This window comes from Myceligenerans xiligouense, from assembly GCF_003814695.1.
GTDB lineage: Bacteria > Actinomycetota > Actinomycetes > Actinomycetales > Cellulomonadaceae > Myceligenerans > Myceligenerans xiligouense.
Map to the genome: position 1 here is coordinate 4,567,389 of NZ_RKQZ01000001.1, position 15,638 is coordinate 4,583,026.

At 73.0% G+C, this 15,638-nt stretch carries 14 protein-coding genes; 8 read left to right on the plus strand and 6 right to left on the minus strand.

Annotated elements, in window-relative coordinates:
- Positions 1-16 precede the first annotated feature (16 nt).
- Genes EDD34_RS19835 through EDD34_RS19850 form a run of 4 tightly spaced genes read left to right on the plus strand, consistent with a single transcriptional unit; the run spans position 17 to position 2,490 of the window.
- Positions 17-1,033 (plus strand): sigma-70 family RNA polymerase sigma factor, encoded by a 1,017-nt coding sequence (locus tag EDD34_RS19835; protein ID WP_123816095.1) that lies wholly within the window; start codon positions 17-19, stop codon positions 1,031-1,033.
- A gap of 43 nt (positions 1,034-1,076) precedes the next feature.
- Positions 1,077-1,544 (plus strand): universal stress protein, encoded by a 468-nt coding sequence (locus tag EDD34_RS19840; RefSeq protein WP_246012738.1) that lies wholly within the window; start codon positions 1,077-1,079, stop codon positions 1,542-1,544.
- A complete protein-coding gene (locus EDD34_RS19845; RefSeq protein WP_342774857.1) occupies positions 1,541-2,107 on the plus strand; it encodes a fluoride efflux transporter FluC in 567 nt (188 codons plus the stop codon). The genes EDD34_RS19840 and EDD34_RS19845 overlap by 4 nt, the downstream gene beginning before the upstream one ends.
- Positions 2,104-2,490, plus strand: coding sequence for a fluoride efflux transporter FluC (locus EDD34_RS19850; protein WP_123816097.1), 387 nt, complete (start codon positions 2,104-2,106; stop codon positions 2,488-2,490). Before EDD34_RS19845 ends, EDD34_RS19850 begins: the two co-directional genes overlap by 4 nt.
- A 63-nt stretch (positions 2,491-2,553) precedes the next feature.
- Here the strand turns inward: EDD34_RS19850 and EDD34_RS19855 are convergent, their stop codons facing one another.
- On the minus strand, positions 2,554-3,555 hold the full coding sequence (locus EDD34_RS19855) for a glycoside hydrolase family 11 protein (RefSeq protein ID WP_123816098.1): 1,002 nt from the start codon (positions 3,553-3,555) through the stop codon (positions 2,554-2,556).
- Between the two features lie 206 nt (positions 3,556-3,761).
- On the opposite strand from EDD34_RS19855, the gene EDD34_RS19860 reads away from it, so the two are divergent.
- Positions 3,762-4,721, plus strand: coding sequence for a 5'-3' exonuclease (locus EDD34_RS19860; RefSeq protein WP_123816099.1), 960 nt, complete (start codon positions 3,762-3,764; stop codon positions 4,719-4,721).
- A 154-nt stretch (positions 4,722-4,875) separates the two neighbouring features.
- On the opposite strand, the gene EDD34_RS19865 is transcribed toward EDD34_RS19860, so the two are convergent.
- From EDD34_RS19865 to EDD34_RS19875, 3 genes are all read right to left on the minus strand, one after another.
- Complete coding sequence (locus EDD34_RS19865) at positions 4,876-5,643, minus strand: sirohydrochlorin chelatase (protein ID WP_246012590.1); 768 nt, start codon at positions 5,641-5,643, stop codon at positions 4,876-4,878.
- Positions 5,644-5,725: 82 nt separating this feature from the next.
- The gene (locus EDD34_RS19870) at positions 5,726-8,422 is read right to left on the minus strand and encodes a phosphoenolpyruvate carboxylase (RefSeq protein WP_123816100.1); all 2,697 of its coding nucleotides are present in this window, start codon (positions 8,420-8,422) and stop codon (positions 5,726-5,728) included.
- 59 nt (positions 8,423-8,481) lie between these two features.
- Positions 8,482-9,384 carry a DNA/RNA non-specific endonuclease gene (locus EDD34_RS19875; RefSeq protein ID WP_123816101.1) on the minus strand — a complete coding sequence of 301 codons (903 nt, stop codon included), beginning with the start codon at positions 9,382-9,384 and terminating at the stop codon, positions 8,482-8,484.
- Positions 9,385-9,549: 165 nt separating this feature from the next.
- Here EDD34_RS19875 and EDD34_RS19880 point away from each other — a divergent pair, with 165 nt between their 5' ends.
- The 3 genes from EDD34_RS19880 to EDD34_RS19890 all read left to right on the plus strand — a co-directional run bounded on the left by EDD34_RS19880 (position 9,550) and on the right by EDD34_RS19890 (position 13,629).
- Positions 9,550-10,338 (plus strand): deoxyribonuclease IV, encoded by a 789-nt coding sequence (locus EDD34_RS19880; RefSeq protein WP_123816102.1) that lies wholly within the window; start codon positions 9,550-9,552, stop codon positions 10,336-10,338.
- Positions 10,339-10,380: 42 nt separating this feature from the next.
- On the plus strand, positions 10,381-11,811 hold the full coding sequence (locus tag EDD34_RS19885; RefSeq protein ID WP_123816103.1) for a hypothetical protein: 1,431 nt from the start codon (positions 10,381-10,383) through the stop codon (positions 11,809-11,811).
- Positions 11,812-11,898: 87 nt separating this feature from the next.
- Positions 11,899-13,629, plus strand: a complete 1,731-nt coding sequence (locus tag EDD34_RS19890) for a PQQ-binding-like beta-propeller repeat protein (RefSeq protein ID WP_123816104.1) — start codon at positions 11,899-11,901, stop codon at positions 13,627-13,629.
- Between the two features lie 37 nt (positions 13,630-13,666).
- Here the strand turns inward: EDD34_RS19890 and EDD34_RS19895 are convergent, their stop codons facing one another.
- Complete coding sequence (locus EDD34_RS19895; RefSeq protein WP_123816105.1) at positions 13,667-14,950, minus strand: hypothetical protein; 1,284 nt, start codon at positions 14,948-14,950, stop codon at positions 13,667-13,669.
- Complete coding sequence (locus tag EDD34_RS19900) at positions 14,947-15,546, minus strand: sigma-70 family RNA polymerase sigma factor (protein WP_123816106.1); 600 nt, start codon at positions 15,544-15,546, stop codon at positions 14,947-14,949. The genes EDD34_RS19895 and EDD34_RS19900 overlap by 4 nt, the downstream gene beginning before the upstream one ends.
- Positions 15,547-15,638: the final 92 nt, after the last annotated feature.

Consider the following 15,638-nt stretch of genomic DNA (forward strand, 5'->3'; position numbering starts at 1 on the left):
GCGTAGCGTGTGAGTCATGGCACAGCCGACAGGCGTCGCACCTGACGCCGAGAAGTTCGATCCGGAGCTGGTGGCGAGCCTCGAGAAGCACCGCCGCGAGCTGACCGGGTACTGCTACCGCATGCTCGGCGGCGCGTTCGACGCCGAGGACGCGGTTCAGGAGACGATGCTGCGTGCGTGGCGTTCCTACGATCGCTTCGAGGGCCGCTCATCGCTCCGTACCTGGCTCTACCGCATCGCCGGCAACGTCTGCCTCGACATGCTCGGCTCGAGCCGCGCCAAGCGCGAACGCCCCATGGGCCTGGGCGCGGCGTCACCCCCGGAGGCGGCGTGGCTCGCCGCCGAACTGCCCGAGGAACGATGGATCGAGCCGGTCCCGGACGACCGCGTGCTGCCCGGGCCGGGCCACCCGGCGAACACGGCGATCGCGCGCGAGTCGGTCCGTCTGGCGTTCGTCGCGGCGCTGCAGACCCTGCCGGCCAAGCAACGCGCCGTGCTGGTGCTGCGCGAGGTGCTGCGCTGGCCGGCCCAGGAGGTGGCCGAGCTGCTGGAGACCTCGGTCGCCTCGGTGAACAGCGCACTGCAGCGGGCACGCGCCACCCTGTCCGACCGGGCGCTCGATCTGGACGAGGCGACCGCCACGCCGCGGACCGGACCGTCCAAGAAGGAGAGCGCGCTCCTGGAGCGATACATCGACGCGTTCGAACGGTACGACATGGACGGTCTGAGCGCGCTGCTCCGCGAGGACGCCGCCATGAACATGCCGCCGTACGCCATGTGGCTCCAGGGCGTGGAGGACATCAGGGCCTGGCTGCTGGGTGTCGGGTCGGGCTGCCGCGGCTCCCGCCTCGTGCCGGTGCGCGCCAACGGCTCGCCGGCCTACGGGCAGTACCGGCCCGACCCGAAGGGCGGCTGGTTCCCCTGGGGCCTGGCGGTCCTGGAGCACGACGGGGAGAAGATCACCGGGATCACGACGTTCCGGTACCCGGAGCGGCTGTTCCCGCTGTTCGGTCTGGCGGACCATCTGGACTGACGGTGACGTGGCTCACAGGTGCCGATAGCCTCGGGGTGTGACGATGAGATCCGTCGTGGTCGGCGTGGACCACAAGCAGCCGGACCTCCCTCGGCGGGCGGCGTCGCTCGTGCAGAGCCTGGGGGGATCACTCGTCGAGATCGTCTGCCTGTGGGTGGACGAGACCGCGGTGACGGAGCCGAACGGCTTCGCGGTGTCGGTGGACCCTGACATCGTGATGTCCGACGACCGGTACGCCGCCGACGTGCTGGACGGCCTGAACCGCTCGATGGCCGACGTCGGGTTGCCCTGGTCGGCGGTGCGCGGCGCGGGCGACCCGGCACGTGAGCTGGCCCGTGTCGCAGACGAGGTCAGCGCGGCGATGATCGTGATCGGCGCCCGGCGGAACGGCCTGCGGGGCTGGGCGACGAGCATGGTGGGCGGCACCGTGGCCGGCCACCTGGTTCACGATCAGCGCCGCCCCGTCGTGGTCCTGCCCGAGCGCACGCTCGGCGACGAGGATGCCGCGTGAACACCACGGCGCGCGTCGGCGCGCATGCGGCATCGTGGTCCACGATGAACACGTCGAGCCCCGAGCCGTCAGCGGCGCCGTCGCCCGGTCCGGGCGGCCGCCGTGGGCTGCCCGCCCACCTGCGCCCCTCGCTGATCGGCCTGGTCGCCCTCGGCGGTGCTCTGGGCTCCGCGGCGCGGTACGGCACGGAGATCCTGCTGCCCGCCGCCGGCACCACAGGCGGCTGGCCGCTCGCCACGCTCACCGTCAACCTCCTCGGCGCGTTCGCCCTCGGGTTCGGCCTGGAGGCCCTGGCGCGGCTCGGCCGGGAGACGCCGCGCCGGCGCAACGTGCGCCTCGCGGGCGGCACGGGCTTCCTGGGCGGGTTCACCACCTATTCGGCCCTCGCGCTGGAGACCGAGCGCCTGCTGTCGGGCGGACAGGCGGGTGTGGCCGTCACCTACGCTCTGGCGACGCTCGCCCTGGGCTTCCTGTCCTGCCTCGTGGGTGTCCTGCTCGGGGAACGAGCCGGGGACGCGCACCTGCGACGGTCCCGGGCCGCGGGGTCGGAGGCGGACGAGTGACGGGACTGCTCCTCGTGGCCGCGGGCGGAGCGGTCGGCGCGGCCGCACGCTTCGTGCTCGACGGCGTGATCCGCGCCCGGCACCACGGCGCCTTCCCGTGGGGCACGTTCGCGGTGAACGTGCTCGGCTCCCTGGCCATCGGCCTGGTCGCCGGACTCGTGATCTTCGCGGGCAACGGGACGGACGAGGTCGCGCTGTGGCGCCTCGCGCTCGCCACCGGCCTCTGCGGCGGATTCACCACGTTCTCCACCGCCATGGTCGAGGCGGTGCGCCTGGCCCGGTCGAACCGGGTCCGGGTGGCGCTCGTCAGCACGATCGGCACTCTCGTGGCCACGGTGGCGGCGGTGGCGGCCGGCATCGCCGTCGTCGGCCTCGCCGCCTGACCCGGCACGAGAACGGGCGGGACGCCGCCGCAGCGTCCCGCCCGTCCTCGTCGTCGCCGTGGCTCAGCCGGAGGAACAGCTCGCCGTCGGCGTCGTGTTGCTGCCGTTCTTGTACAGCGTGATGCCGAAGTTGTTGCCGTTCCCGTTCGGCGTCGCGGTCAGCGTCCCCGACGACCCGCTAACGTTGGCATTCCAGGAGTTCTGCAGGCTCTGGCCGCCACTGGTGTTGATCGTGACGCGCCAGTTGTCGGAGCCGCTGACGGAGAACGTGGTGTTGAACCGGTCACCCCACTCCTCCGCCCGGTTCACGCTGACCGTGCAGGACCCGTCACCGCCGCCCGGGTCACCGCCGCCCGGGTCGCCTCCGGAGCCCTCACTGACCGTGACGTTCGAGCTGCCGCTGGACTGATAGCCCTCGGTCGCCATGATCTGGTAGTAGTGATTGCCCAGGTTCAGGCCGTTCTGCCCCCACGCGTTCGCGTGGTTCTGGAAGGTGATGGTGCCGCTGGTCCGCTTGGACGTGCGGACGCTCCAGTACTGGTAGAACGTGGCGGTCCCGTCGATGGACGGCTGGTTCACCCGCTGGGTGCGGTAGATGTCGTAGGTGCCGCCGTCGCTGTTGACCGTGCCGTAGTAGTCGGCGTTGCCCGGCGGGCGCCACGAGCCCCAGGACTCGATGACGTAGTACTCGACCAGCGGGTTCCGGGTCCAGCCGTACAGGGTGAGGTAGGAGTTCCCGCTCGGGTTGTACTGGGCCGAGTAGTTCACCACGCGGCTGTTGGTGCCCGGGTTCCAGCCCTTGCCGGCCACGAAGTTGTTGGTGCCGTTCCACTGGGTCGAGTAGTTGCCCCCGGATCCCAGGTTCATGGAGACGCTGCCCTGCGTGTCTGTCCAGAACGAGTAGAAGTACCCGCCGTGGTTGCCCTCCTCGTTTTGGTCGACCGCGGCGGCGGGGTTGCCGGCGGTCACGACAAGCGCGAGCGCGGCTGCCGCGCTCGCGAGCCCCTGGGCCAGGCGGCGGCGCCGCCGTGGACCAGATCTCGTGTTGGTAAACGTTTTCGACATGGTGTGCACTCCTTCGTGCGGTCGGCGATGGTGAGTCGCGCGGGGCGGCGGTCCCGCGATCGTCAGTTTTCGCGCTGGTTGATGGTGGTGTCAACGTTTCAAACGTTTAAGCAAAAATATCCGATACTTTCGTGCAGTTTCGTGCTGAGGCGGTGGCGGCGGATTTCTTCCGGGTTGGTGTCAGCGTCCGATGGCAAGCTGTGCTCATGAGCCTGATGCTGCTCGACACCGCCTCCCTGTACTTTCGCGCCTTCTTCGGGGTGCCGGACTCGTTGCGGTCGCCCCGGGGCGAGCCCGTCAACGCCGTCCGCGGACTGCTCGACACGATCGCGTGGCTGATCACCGAGCACCGGCCGGACCGCATGGTGGCCTGCTGGGACGATGACTGGCGCCCGGCGTTCCGGGTCGCGGCGATCCCGTCGTACAAGGCGCACCGCGTCGCGGACGAGGCCGCCGGGACCGAGGTGGTGCCCGATGCCCTGGCCCCGCAGGTCCCGGTCATCGCCGAGGTGCTCGCGGCGATCGGGGTCGCCCGCGTCGGAGTGCCGGGCTACGAGGCCGATGACGTGATCGGCACCCTCACGGACCGCGAGGTACGCCGGGCGAGCGCCGCGCCCGGCTCGCCGTCGTCCGGCGTCGACATCGTGACCGGCGACCGCGACCTCTTCCAGCTCGTCGACGACGACGCGGGCGTCCGCGTGCTCTACCCGGCGCGCGGCGTGCGGGACCCGGACGTGGTCGACCAGGCGAAGCTCGCCGAGAAGTACGCGGTACCCACCGGTCAGGCCTACGCCGACCTGGCCACCCTGCGTGGCGACCCGTCCGACGGCCTGCCGGGCGTCCCGGGCATCGGCGAGAAGACGGCCGCCAAGCTGCTCGACCGCTACGGTGACCTGGCCGGCATCCTGCGCGCCCGCGACGACGAGGCCGACAAGGGCCTGACCGCCACGCAACGCAAGCGGCTGGTCGAGGCCGCGGACTACCTGGCCGTCGCCCCGACCGTGGTCCAGGTGGCTCGCGACGTCCCGCTCCCGGCGTTCGACGACGCCCTGCCCGCCGCGCCGGCGGACGACGAGGCGCTGGAGACCCTCAGCGAGCGCTGGGGCCTCCGGTCGAGCGTGACCCGGGTCCGCGAGGCCCTCGCAGGTCGCGTCCCCGCCACGTAGCGGCAGGCCACGGGCCGCTCGGCCCCGACGTGGCGGGCGCCGTCGCGGTCGCGGAGGCGATTGCCGTCGCGGACGCGGGCGCCGAACGCGGCCGTCGTCGCGGACGACGACACGGACGCGGGCGACATCACGGACGCGGTCGTCCGGGCTCCGGTCAGCGGGGCACGCCCGCCCGGGGCCCGAGCCGCTCGGCCGCTGCCTCGTAGCGATCGATGATGATGCGGACCAGGCGGTCGTCCGGTGCGTCCGGGAGCGCCAGCGGGGCCGTCACGACGTCGGCCCCCGCCTCCAGGACACGGTCGTGGAAGTACCCCGGGGCGAGCAGATAGGACGCGACGACGACACGGCCGGCGGTGCCGAACGGACCGGCGCGTTCCGCGGCGATCGCCGCCGGGACACGCGGCTCGGCGCCCGCGCCGTACGACGGCCTCACCGGCCGCCCGAGACGCGCCGCGAGCCCTGCCGCGACCTCCTCGACGGCGATGGCCGCCGCGGGAACGGACGAGCCCGCGGCGGCGAGCACCACGGCGTCGTCCGGGCGCAGGCCCGCACCGCCGTCGGTCTCCGCGAGCCGGTCCGCCAGCAGGTCGACGAGACGCGGATCGGGGCCGAGCGGCCCGGCGGCCACCGCCGCGTCACCGTGCGCGGAGACCGCTCGCGCGATGTCGTGCCGCACGTGGAAGCCCGTCGACAGGAGCAGGGGAACGACGACGCCGGAGCCGCCGTCGGCCACCGCCGTGGCCAGCACGTCGTCGACCTCGGGGGTCTGCACGTCGACGAACGCCTCGCGGACGTCCAGGTCGGGCCGCGCGGCGCGGACACCGTCCAGCAGCGTGCGCACCGCGGCGCGCCCCGCGGCGTCGTCCGTCCCGTGGGAGGTCCCCACCAGTACCGGCGCCATGTCGATCGTTCCCTTCGTCATCGCTACCTCCGCCGTCGGGCAGGCGGCGCCGGCGATCGGCCGCCGGCCGCTCGACAGCGCCCGCCGTACCCCGCCCGCCGGATCAGCCGGTGTTCTGCAGGCCCGCCGAGACGCCGTTGACCGTCAGGAGCAGCAGGTGCTGCAGCCGGCCACGATAGTCCGCATCGACCTTCGAGTCGCCGTCCGTGCCCGTTCGCAGCCCGCGCAGTGCGCGGACCTGGAGCAGCGAGAGCGCGTCGACGTAGGGCGAGCGCACCTGGACGGCGCGGCCCAGCACCCGGCGGTCGGCGAGCGGGTACGCGTTGCCCGAGATCTTCAGCACCCACTCGCGGGTGAGGCGGAGCTCGTCGAGCACCATCCGCGCCAGGTCCTCCCGGTCGCCGAGGGCCAGGTACATCTCCGCGATCCGCTCGTCGGTCTTGGCGAGCGACATCTCGACGTTGTCGACCAGGGTCGCGAACAGCGGCCACCGCGCACGAGCCTCACGGAGGCGGTCCAGCCCGCCGTCGGGCGCCTCGCCGAACTCCCTGAGGGCGGTGCCCAGGCCGTACCAGCCGGCCAGGTTGATGCGCGCCTGCGACCAGGAGAACACCCAGGGGATGGCTCGCAGGTCGTCGAGGCTGTTCACCGACAGGCCGCGCTTGGCCGGCCGGGAGCCGATCGGCAGCATGCCGACCTCCTCCAGCGGCGTGACCTCGGCGAACCACTGCGGGAAGCCCTCGGACTTCACGAGCTCGTGGAACCGGCCGCGCGAGGCGGCGTCGAGTCGTTCGGCGAGACCGCTGAACTCCGCCGCGGCGTCCGCGTTCCGCTTCTCCACCGACGGGGCCGACGCCAGCAGGGTCGCCGCGGCGACCTGCTCGATGTGCCGGGCGGCGATCACCGGGTCGCCGTAGCGGGCCAGGATGACCTCGCCCTGCTCCGTCAGCTTGAACCGGCCGTCCACCGAGTGCGGCGGCTGCGCCAGCACGGCACGGTTCGCGGGGCCGCCGCCCCGGCCGAGCGCGCCGCCGCGGCCGTGGAACAGGGTGAGCGTGATGTCGTGCCGCCGGGCCCAGTCCGCGATCCGCGACTGCGCCTGGTCGGTCGCGAACGTGGCGGAGACCGGCCCGACGTCCTTCGACGAGTCGGAGTAGCCAAGCATGACCTCGACCCGGCGCCCGTTGTCCGCGAGGCGCTTCTGCACGGCCGGCAGCGTGAGCATCGACTCCAGGATGTCCACGGAGTTACGCAGGTCGGCGAAGGTCTCGAACAGCGGGATCGCGTCGATGACCGGGGCGTCGTCGGCGCCCTCGAAGGCGAGCGCGGCGAGCTCGTACACGGCGGCGAGGTGTGCCGGCTCCTGGGTGAAGGAGACGATGTAGCGGCGGGCGGCGCGCTTGCCGAACCGCTGCTGGACGGCGCCGAGCGCGCGGAAAGTGTCGAGCACCTCGGTGGTGCGCTCGCTCAGGTCGCCGTGGACGCCCTTCTCGCGGATCTCCTCGAGCGCGGCGGCGTGCACCTGGGAGTGCTGGCGGACCTCGAGCTCCGCGAGGTGGAAGCCGAAGGTCTGCACCTGCCACATGAGGCGCTGCAGGTCGCCGTAGGCGGCGCGGGGCGCGCCGGCCGCGACGAGCGAGTCCTGCACGATGCGCAGGTCCTGCTCCAGCTCCTCGACCTCGGCGTAGGCGAGGTCGGCGTCGCGGGTGCGGGTGGCGGCGATCCGGTCGGCGATGGCGAGCATCGCTGCCCGGTGGGGTTCCCGCGGCGACGCGGCGGCGGCCTTGTCGGCGAGCTCGCCCGACATCTGCTTCTGGCGCAGCAGCAGGCCGTTCAGCTCCGCCGACGGCGCGGTGTCGCCCTCGTCGAGCGTCAGCCGGCGGCCGGCCTCGACGGCGACGCGCTCCAGCGCCCCGAGGGCGTGCTCGGACGCGATCGTGGCCGCCTTGCGGGTGACCTCGGCGGTGACGTTGGGGTTCCCGTCGCGGTCGCCGCCGATCCAGGATCCGAGCCGGACGAACGGCTGGGCCACGGGGGTGACCCGGCCGGCGTCGTCCGCGAGGAGCCAGTCGTCGAGGCGGCGGTACACGTCGGGGAAGACGTCGACCATCACGGCGTCGAACACGCCCATGATGGTCTTGACCTCGTCGAGCACCGACGGCTTCGACTGCCGGATCGGGGAGGTGCGCCACATGGTGTCGATCTCGGCGAGCAGCTTGCGCTCGTTCTCGGCGCGGGACACGCCGCCGGGACGCTGTGTGTCCCGTTCGGCGAGAAGGTTCCCGATGCGCCGGATCGTGCCGCTGATGGCGCGGCGGCGGGCCTCGGTCGGGTGGGCGGTGAGGACCGGCCGGAACTCGAGCTCGTCGAGTCGGCGCAGTGCCTCGTCGCGCCCGACCTCCTCGGTGAGCTGCGCGAACGCCTCCGGAAGGGTGTCCTCCAGGACGGCGGGACCGCTGACGGTCTGCGCCTCGCGGGTGCGCAGCACCCGCACGCGGTGGAACTCCTCGGCGAGGTTCGCGAGGTGGAAGTAGCAGGTGAAGGCTCGGGCGACCTGTTCGGCGCGCTCCAGCGTGAAGCCGTCGACCAGCGTGGCGGCCTCGGCGAGCGCGCCGTCGTGGCCGTTGCCGTAGGCGTCGATGGTCAGCTCGCGCAGCCGTTCCACGTCGTCGAGCAGCTCCTGCCCGCCGGCCTCGCGCAGGATGTCGCCGAGGAGGCCGCCGAGCAGTCGGACGTCGTCGCGCAGCGGGTCGGGAATCTCGTGACGGGCCGAGCCGCGGGCAGTCGTTGTGTCACTCACGATCTAGAGACTATTGGTAACTGGCGTTGAGATGAACTTTGCGTCCGAACCCCGAACGGTCACGATCCGGCCCGGAGGTGGATCTGCTCCCGCACGGTGAGCTCCGACCACCGCCGGGCCTGCGGCACTCGTTGAACGAGGATCTCGCCGGGTTCGCCGCCCGACGGCGGCCGCGGCGCGATCCCGAGGACGTCCGCGGTGAGCAGCGGGCCGAGATCGATCGATGTGAGGGATCCCACGTCGACCACCGGCACCTGATAGGTGCGGAACGGTCCGAGTGGCGGGACCCGGTCCCGGGCGAGCGCCTGCGCGGTGATCGCCTCGAGGTCGGCCTCGTCCAGCTGCGGGGTCTGGTCGAGCACGAAGGCCGCGGCGTGGAGGAGCGCGTCCTCGCCGTCGTCGGCCGAGGCCCAGGCGACCACCTTCCAGAACATCCGGGGAATCGCCACGTCCCGGTAGACCGGGTCGTCGTCGTCCAGCACCGGGCCGGTGAACACGACGATCCGGTGGTCGTGGGAACCCGCGTACTCGAGGACGTGGTCCTCGAGCCCGTTCCACAGGTCCTTCGACTGGTTGAACGTGCCCACCTGAGGGGCCGCGTTGGTGAAGGTGAACGTGTCGCGGTTCGCCTGCTCGGCCGCGGCCAGGTCGCCCCACACCGGGTCGAGCCGGCGCACGAGATGGCCTCGGTCCAACGGGTTGTTCTCGTACAGGCCGTTCCCGGCCTGCTCCCCGGGTGGGACACGGACGTCGAGCCGCCAGCTCCCCGTCCGGGGCAGCTCGACCAGCTTGCCGCCGTCGATGACGCAGGCCGTCAAGGACGCGAGCCGGCGCGCGGGATCCAGCAGCACCGTGAAGTGGGTGTAGTCGAGCCGACGGGTCTCCTGGGCGGGTACGGGAAGCGGGACGGCGAGGCCCCCGGGGCCGATGAACTCGGCGTCGTATCCGGTCACGGCCGACATCCCAGCAGACAACGTTCCCCACGCCACCCGCGACGCGCCGTCCGCACCCCCGGCCGCTCCCTGACTCCGGTTCAGCGGGGCGGCGCAGTCCTCTCCGGGCTCCGTGAAGGGATCCGATCGCCTGCTGAACCGAGGTCAGCGGGGTGGGGCCCGTAGGGTGGGGTGATGGTGAAGATCGGTGCGCATGTGGGGCTCGCGGACGCCGTGTCGCAGGCGAAGGAACTCGGCGCGGACCAGGTGCAGGTGTTCCTGAGCGACCCGCAGCAGTGGAAGATCCCCGACCTCCCGTACGAGGGCGGTGTCGACGCTTTCCGGGCCGACGTCGAGGCCGCCGGGCTGGACGTGTACGTGCACGCGCCGTACATCGTCAACGTGGCCTCCACGAACAACCGCATCCGGATCCCGAGCCGCAAGCTGCTGCAGGCCACGATGGACCGCGCGGCCGAGGTGGGCGCCCGCGGCGTCGTCGTGCACGGGGGGAACGTCACCGCGGGTGACGACCCGGCCAAGGGGTTCGACAACTGGCGCAAGGCCATCGACGCGCTCGAGACCGACGTTCCCGTGCTCGTGGAGAACACCGCCGGGGGTGAGCACTCGATGGCCCGCACGCTGGACCGCATCGAGCAGCTCTGGGCGGCGATCCAGCGGGCCGACGGCGCCGGCGTCGTCGGGTTCTGCCTGGACACGTGCCATGCCTGGGCCGGAGGCCTCGACCTGACCGAGGTCGCACACCAGATCCGCGCCGTCACGGGCCGGATCGACCTGGTGCACGCCAACGACTCCCGGGACCAGGCGGGGTCCGGTGCCGACCGCCACATCAACTTCGGCCAGGGCACCATCCCCGAGGAGCAGCTCGTGGGGGTGATCGCGGCCGCCGGCGCGCCGGTCATCTGCGAGACCAAGGGAGACATGGCGCCCGACATCGCCTGGCTCCGCGAGCGCCTGCCCGCCTGACGGCCTCTGGTCTCTCCGGCCCCGACCCGGAATGATGAGGGCATGGGCCGGCCTCGGAGCACGGACCGCGTCGTCTTCGAGATCGAGGACGATGACACGCTCGTGCCTCCGGAGGGCCCCGAGGCGGAACCCGGGTTCGAGGACGGGGAGGGCCCGGTGGGGCTTGCCATGCCGTTCCGGCCGTGGTGGCGGCGCCGGCGGTGGTGGCTCGTGGCGGCGGTCGTGCTCGGGCTCGTCGTCGTGGTGCTCGTCGACGAGGTGAACGAGCGCCGGGAGCGCGCCGAACTCCTGGCGGCCGCACCCGGTGGCGTGCTGTCGCTGGCGGACCCGCCGGGCGAGCGGTGGCGGGTCGCGGGGGTGGACGCCCCGTGGCCGTCGGCGGAGCTGATGGTCGCGACGCTGCGCGGGGCGGTCGTCGGCCTCGATCCCGGCTCGGGACGGGTGGTCGAGGAGTTCGGCCCCGCCGCCACCACGCGGTGCGGTCCCGAGGTGGGCCGCCCGGCGGCGCCGGTCTGCGTGGCCGGGGAGCAGGTGCCCGGCCCGGACGGTACATCCCTCACCGCGGAACGGATCGGTCCGGAGCCGGCGGACTCGCCGGTCAGCTCGTCGTGCGAGGACGGGGTGTGCCGGTGGTTCGGTGCCGTCACGGACGGTCGGGACGTGCGCGTGCAGGCCACGGACGCCGGGACGGGCGACGTGAGGTGGCGCCGTACGGTCGCGTTCCGGACGGAGGGCCGGGCGGAGCACTGCGCGAACGGGAGCGAGCTCGACCTCACCTCGGTCGTGTTGACCGCGACCGCGCACACGGTGCTGGTGGAGGGGTGCGGGATCGACGCCTGGCTGTCCGGTAACGGGCGGGTTCTCGAGCGTGCGCGGACGGTGCGCGGCGACGTCGAGGTGCTGGCCCGGCCCGACGGCGGTTACCGCGCCTGGGCTCAGGGCTCGATCGGCACGGGGCTGACCTTGATGTTCGCGCCGGACGGGCGCGGGGTGCGGGACGCGTCCGGCGTCGTGCTGGATCCGGTCGCCACGGACGGTTCGTCGGACGCGGTCACGCTGGTCCAGCGGGGCGCACGGCTGTTGCGCGTCGGGACGGAGGGCCGGATCGTGTGGGACGTGGAGCAGAGCGCCGAGCTCTTCCTGGCGCGGACGCAGCGGGAGGGCGTGGTGCTCGGCCACGACGGCCTGGCGACGGGGATCGATCTGGCGTCCGGCGCGACGTTGTGGCGGACCCAGGTGGGTACGCCCGCGCCCGGCGCGTGGAACGGCTACGCGGACGAGGTGGCGTTCACCGACGGGAGGCGGGTGATGATCGTGGTCGAGGGTGCGGGCGAAGACCGCCGCGCCGTCACGCTCGACCTGCGTTCGGGTGAGGAACGGTGGGCGTGGGACGTGCCCGGCGGGTGGCAGCTGCGTGCCGTCGGCGGCAGGCTGGTCGCAGAGACGCCCGGCGACCTGGTGGGGCTGGGCTGACCGCCGTTCCCAGGGCGTTGTCACGTGCGCCGGATAGATTTCCTGCAGCGATGGTTCACGTGAAACGTGCGTGGCAAGGGAGATCACGTGAAGAGACGGCAACGGGACCAGATCGTCTTCGACCTGGTCGATGGTGAGCACGAGATCAGCGCGGCCGACGACGGTCGGGGCGGGCAGGAAGACCCGCCGCGGCCGGGAGGTGGCGCGGTCCGGGGCGGCCTCGGGCCGGCGGCCGTCGCCGGCATGGTGCGGGCACGTGGCTGGGTGTCCCGGCACCGTGCGGTCAGTCTCGTCGCGACGGGTGTCGCGGCCGCCGTCGTGCTCGGGGCGGCCGGGGTCGGGACCGTCCGGGAGCGGGCCCGCGTCGACCTGCTGCGGACGGCGCCGGGCGGCGTCGAGTCGCTGGCCGAGCCACCCGTGGAGGCGTGGCGCTACGTGCCCGACGGCGCCACGAACCTCGTGGGCCGGTACGGGTTCGGCACGGAGAGCGTCACGATGGACGGGAACGTCGTCTTCCTCGAGGGTGAGCAGAGCGAGGTGAACCGATCCGGCCTGGACGCTCCCGACGCCCGCGTGCGGTGGAGCGACGCCGATCTCGTCGCCGTGGACGCACGTTCCGGCGAGGAGGCGTGGCGCGTCCCGCTCGGCGTCGATCCGGAGTGCACGCCGCCGGAGGCGGGCGGGACGACACGTGCGATGGACGAGATCGTGTGCCTGGTGGGGCGGGCCGACGAGCGCGCCGTGGTGGCCGTGACCGCCGACGGTGAGGCCTCGGAGGCGCGGCGTCTGGCTCCTGGCGACGTCGTCCCCGATGAGGTGGTGCCCGTGTGGGACGGGCTGGTCGTCCGGGCGCGCTCCCTGGCGGGGGCCGTGCCGGAGATCGACTGCGAGGACGCCGTCGCGGCTCCTCAGGAGTGCACGGTGCTGGGGGGCCTTCCCGACGGCCCGTCGATCACCGTGCGTGCGGAGGACGCCCGCACGGGCGACGAGGTGTGGCGGGAGACGGTGCCGTGGAACGGTGACCTCTCCGCGTGCGTCCAGGGGTTCGACGCGGCGAACCCGCCCGCCTCCGGCGCCGACGTCCTGGGGATGTCGGTCTGGGGGAGCGTCGTCCAGGTGTGGGGCTGCGGCGTCAGCGCGTCGTTCCGCGCCGACGGAACCCAGCTCCCGCCCGACACCGTGCCGTCCGACGGCGGCACGGGCGACCTGCTCCTCGAACAGCGCTACGACGCCGGGACGGACGATCTCCGCACGACGGTGCGGACCGCCGACGGCGACGTGCTCGTGAAGGCGGACGGCGCGGTGCTGGAGGGGCGGGTGACGGACGGAACGCCGCCCGACACCCTCGTCATCGCACCCGGAGAACGCCCCGTGATGCGGGCCTACCGTCACGACGGATCCTTGGCCTGGGAGTCGGATCCCGTGGACGGGGAACTGGTCGCGCGGGTGGGCACCACCGGGGTCTTCAGCCGGTCCACCGTCTCGTCGGTGGGGATCGACCTGCGCACGGGGCGACAGCTCTGGGAGTGGGAAGGCGACTTCGACGGGTTCGCCGGGATGCAGGCCGCCGACCCGGCGTTCACGGACGGCACCTCACTGATGCTGCTCCGGACGGCGACGCCCGGGGGCGCGAGCGTGCTCGCCGAGGACGGAAGGGTCGTGTCGCTGGACGCCGGCGAGGTCCACCTGGTCGCCGTCGACCTCACGACCGGCCGCACCCGCTGGCACGTGGAGCACGAGGACCGGAACTGGTTCGCCGCCGACGGCCGGCTCCTGTCCGTCGCGCCGGACGGTTCGCTGGTGGGCCACCACGGCTGAGGTCGCGCGAGCGGGTGCTCCGCCCGCGCGACCCGGTTCACCCGGCCGACGGGACCAGCCGGACCTCCACCTGGGCGACCGTGGGGTCGACACCCTCCAGCTCGATGCCCACCTCACCGTCCACGGAGAAGGCCTCGCCGGTGTATTCGAGGCTCGCGAGGTCGACGTGCTCCTCACCGTCGCACCTGATGGTCAAGGGCTCGGCGCCGGGGGGCACCGCCCACGTGCCGCGCAGCGTCACGAGGGCGAAGTAGTCGCCGCTCTCGGGCTCCGTCGCCGTCGCCGTGCAGCGGCTCCGCACCTCGAACGCCGTTCCCTCGGTCGCCAGCCGCTCCGCCGCCCCCAGGTCACCCAGGTACGACACCCGGCGTTCGCGCTCGCCGGTGCGGTCCAGGACGACGCTGTTGATGCCGCGCTGCGCGACGATCTCGTCATCGGGTCCTTCCGGGAGGTCGATCGGCTCGGACACCTCGACCCCGCCCGCTCCGCCGGCCACCGTCCGCTCGCCGTCGACGATCTCCATGCGCTCCGGCGGCCCGGCGATCAGCTCGCCGTCGGCGTCCCGGATCGTCATGGCCCGGACCTCGTACGTGCCGTCCGGCAGCTCACCGCTCGCACCCTCCGGTGCGCACTCGTTGGGCGCCACGGACGAGGCCTCGGTGACGCCGGAGAGGTTCTCCGTGTTGGTGAACGGGAACGGGGACCATCCGCCGATGTCGACCACTGTGCCTCCGGCGTCCGTCCAGACGAGCGTCGGCCAGTTCAGGCCGTCCGCCGGCAGTTCGCCGCCCTCGGGGTCGAACACCCGGGTGGGCACCGACTGGGAGTAGCTCCACTCGCCGTCCTCGCCGATCACCGCCGTCGTCCGGATGTCGTCGCCGTGCACCAGCCGCGCGTCGTCGGCCACGACCACCTCGGACCACGGCACGCCACAGGCCAGGCTCGTACCGGCGAGCAGGTCCGGCTGGTAGCCCTCGTCGAGCGCGAGTTCAGGTGCCGGGACGGTCGGCTCGGGCTCCGCCGGGGCCGACGTCGACGGGTCCGCGGGCAACACCGGCGACGCGTCGTGCAGGGGCGCGAACTGTGTCGCGCCGAACGCCAGCACGCCGGCGACGGCGAGCGCGCTGCCCCCGGCGGCGCCCAGCTTCGCGGTCCGGCGCCGCCGCACGCGGCCCGCCATACGACCCAGCGTGGCGGCGGGTCCGCTCGGGGAGTAGGGGTCGACCCCCTGCGCCATGGCGGTGAGGGTCTCGGCCAGGACGCGGCTGCCGTCCGGGTCGATCCAGCCGTGGTCGGGGGTCCGGTCGCTCTCGTGGCTCATCGGTGGCCTCCTTCGGCCGCGCTCGTCGTCGGTTCCAGCACGCCCCGCAGGACGCGCATGCTGTCGTGCAGATACCGCTTCACGGTGCCCGGCGCGGTACCGAGCGTCTCGGCGACCTGCGCGATCGTCATGTCCTCGAAGTAGCGCAGCACGACGGCGGAACGCTGCCGCGGCGTGAGCTCGTCCAGCGCCCGCACGACGTCGGCCCGAGCGGTGATGCCCGAGTCCGGGAACCGCACGTGCGCGGGATCGGCGACGCGCGGCTCCAGCGCGGTCCAGCGCTTCTTCCGTCGCCAGCCGTCCAGGTACAGGTTCAGGATCGTGCGGCGCACGAACGCCTCGGTCTTCTCGACCCGGGACGGCGGCGCCGAGCGCTCGGCGCCGCCGTCCAGCGGGACGCTCCGCATCCGCGGGTCGCCGGACGGATGTCCGCCGCGCACCGCGCGCGGCTTCACCAGTCGCGAGCAGTACCGCACGAGCGCCTCCTGGACGAGGTCCTCGGCCTGGCGCACGTCGCCGCAGAGCGTGTACGCGTACCCCGTCAGGGCGCTGCCGCGTTCTCGCGCGAGCGTTTCCAGTTCTTCATGCCACCCCATCGCGGGCTCCCATTCCTGGCTTCATGACCCTCCTGACGAACCCGCCCCGCAAAGGGTTGTGCGCTCGCCGGAAGAACGGTTGCGGGAGCCCG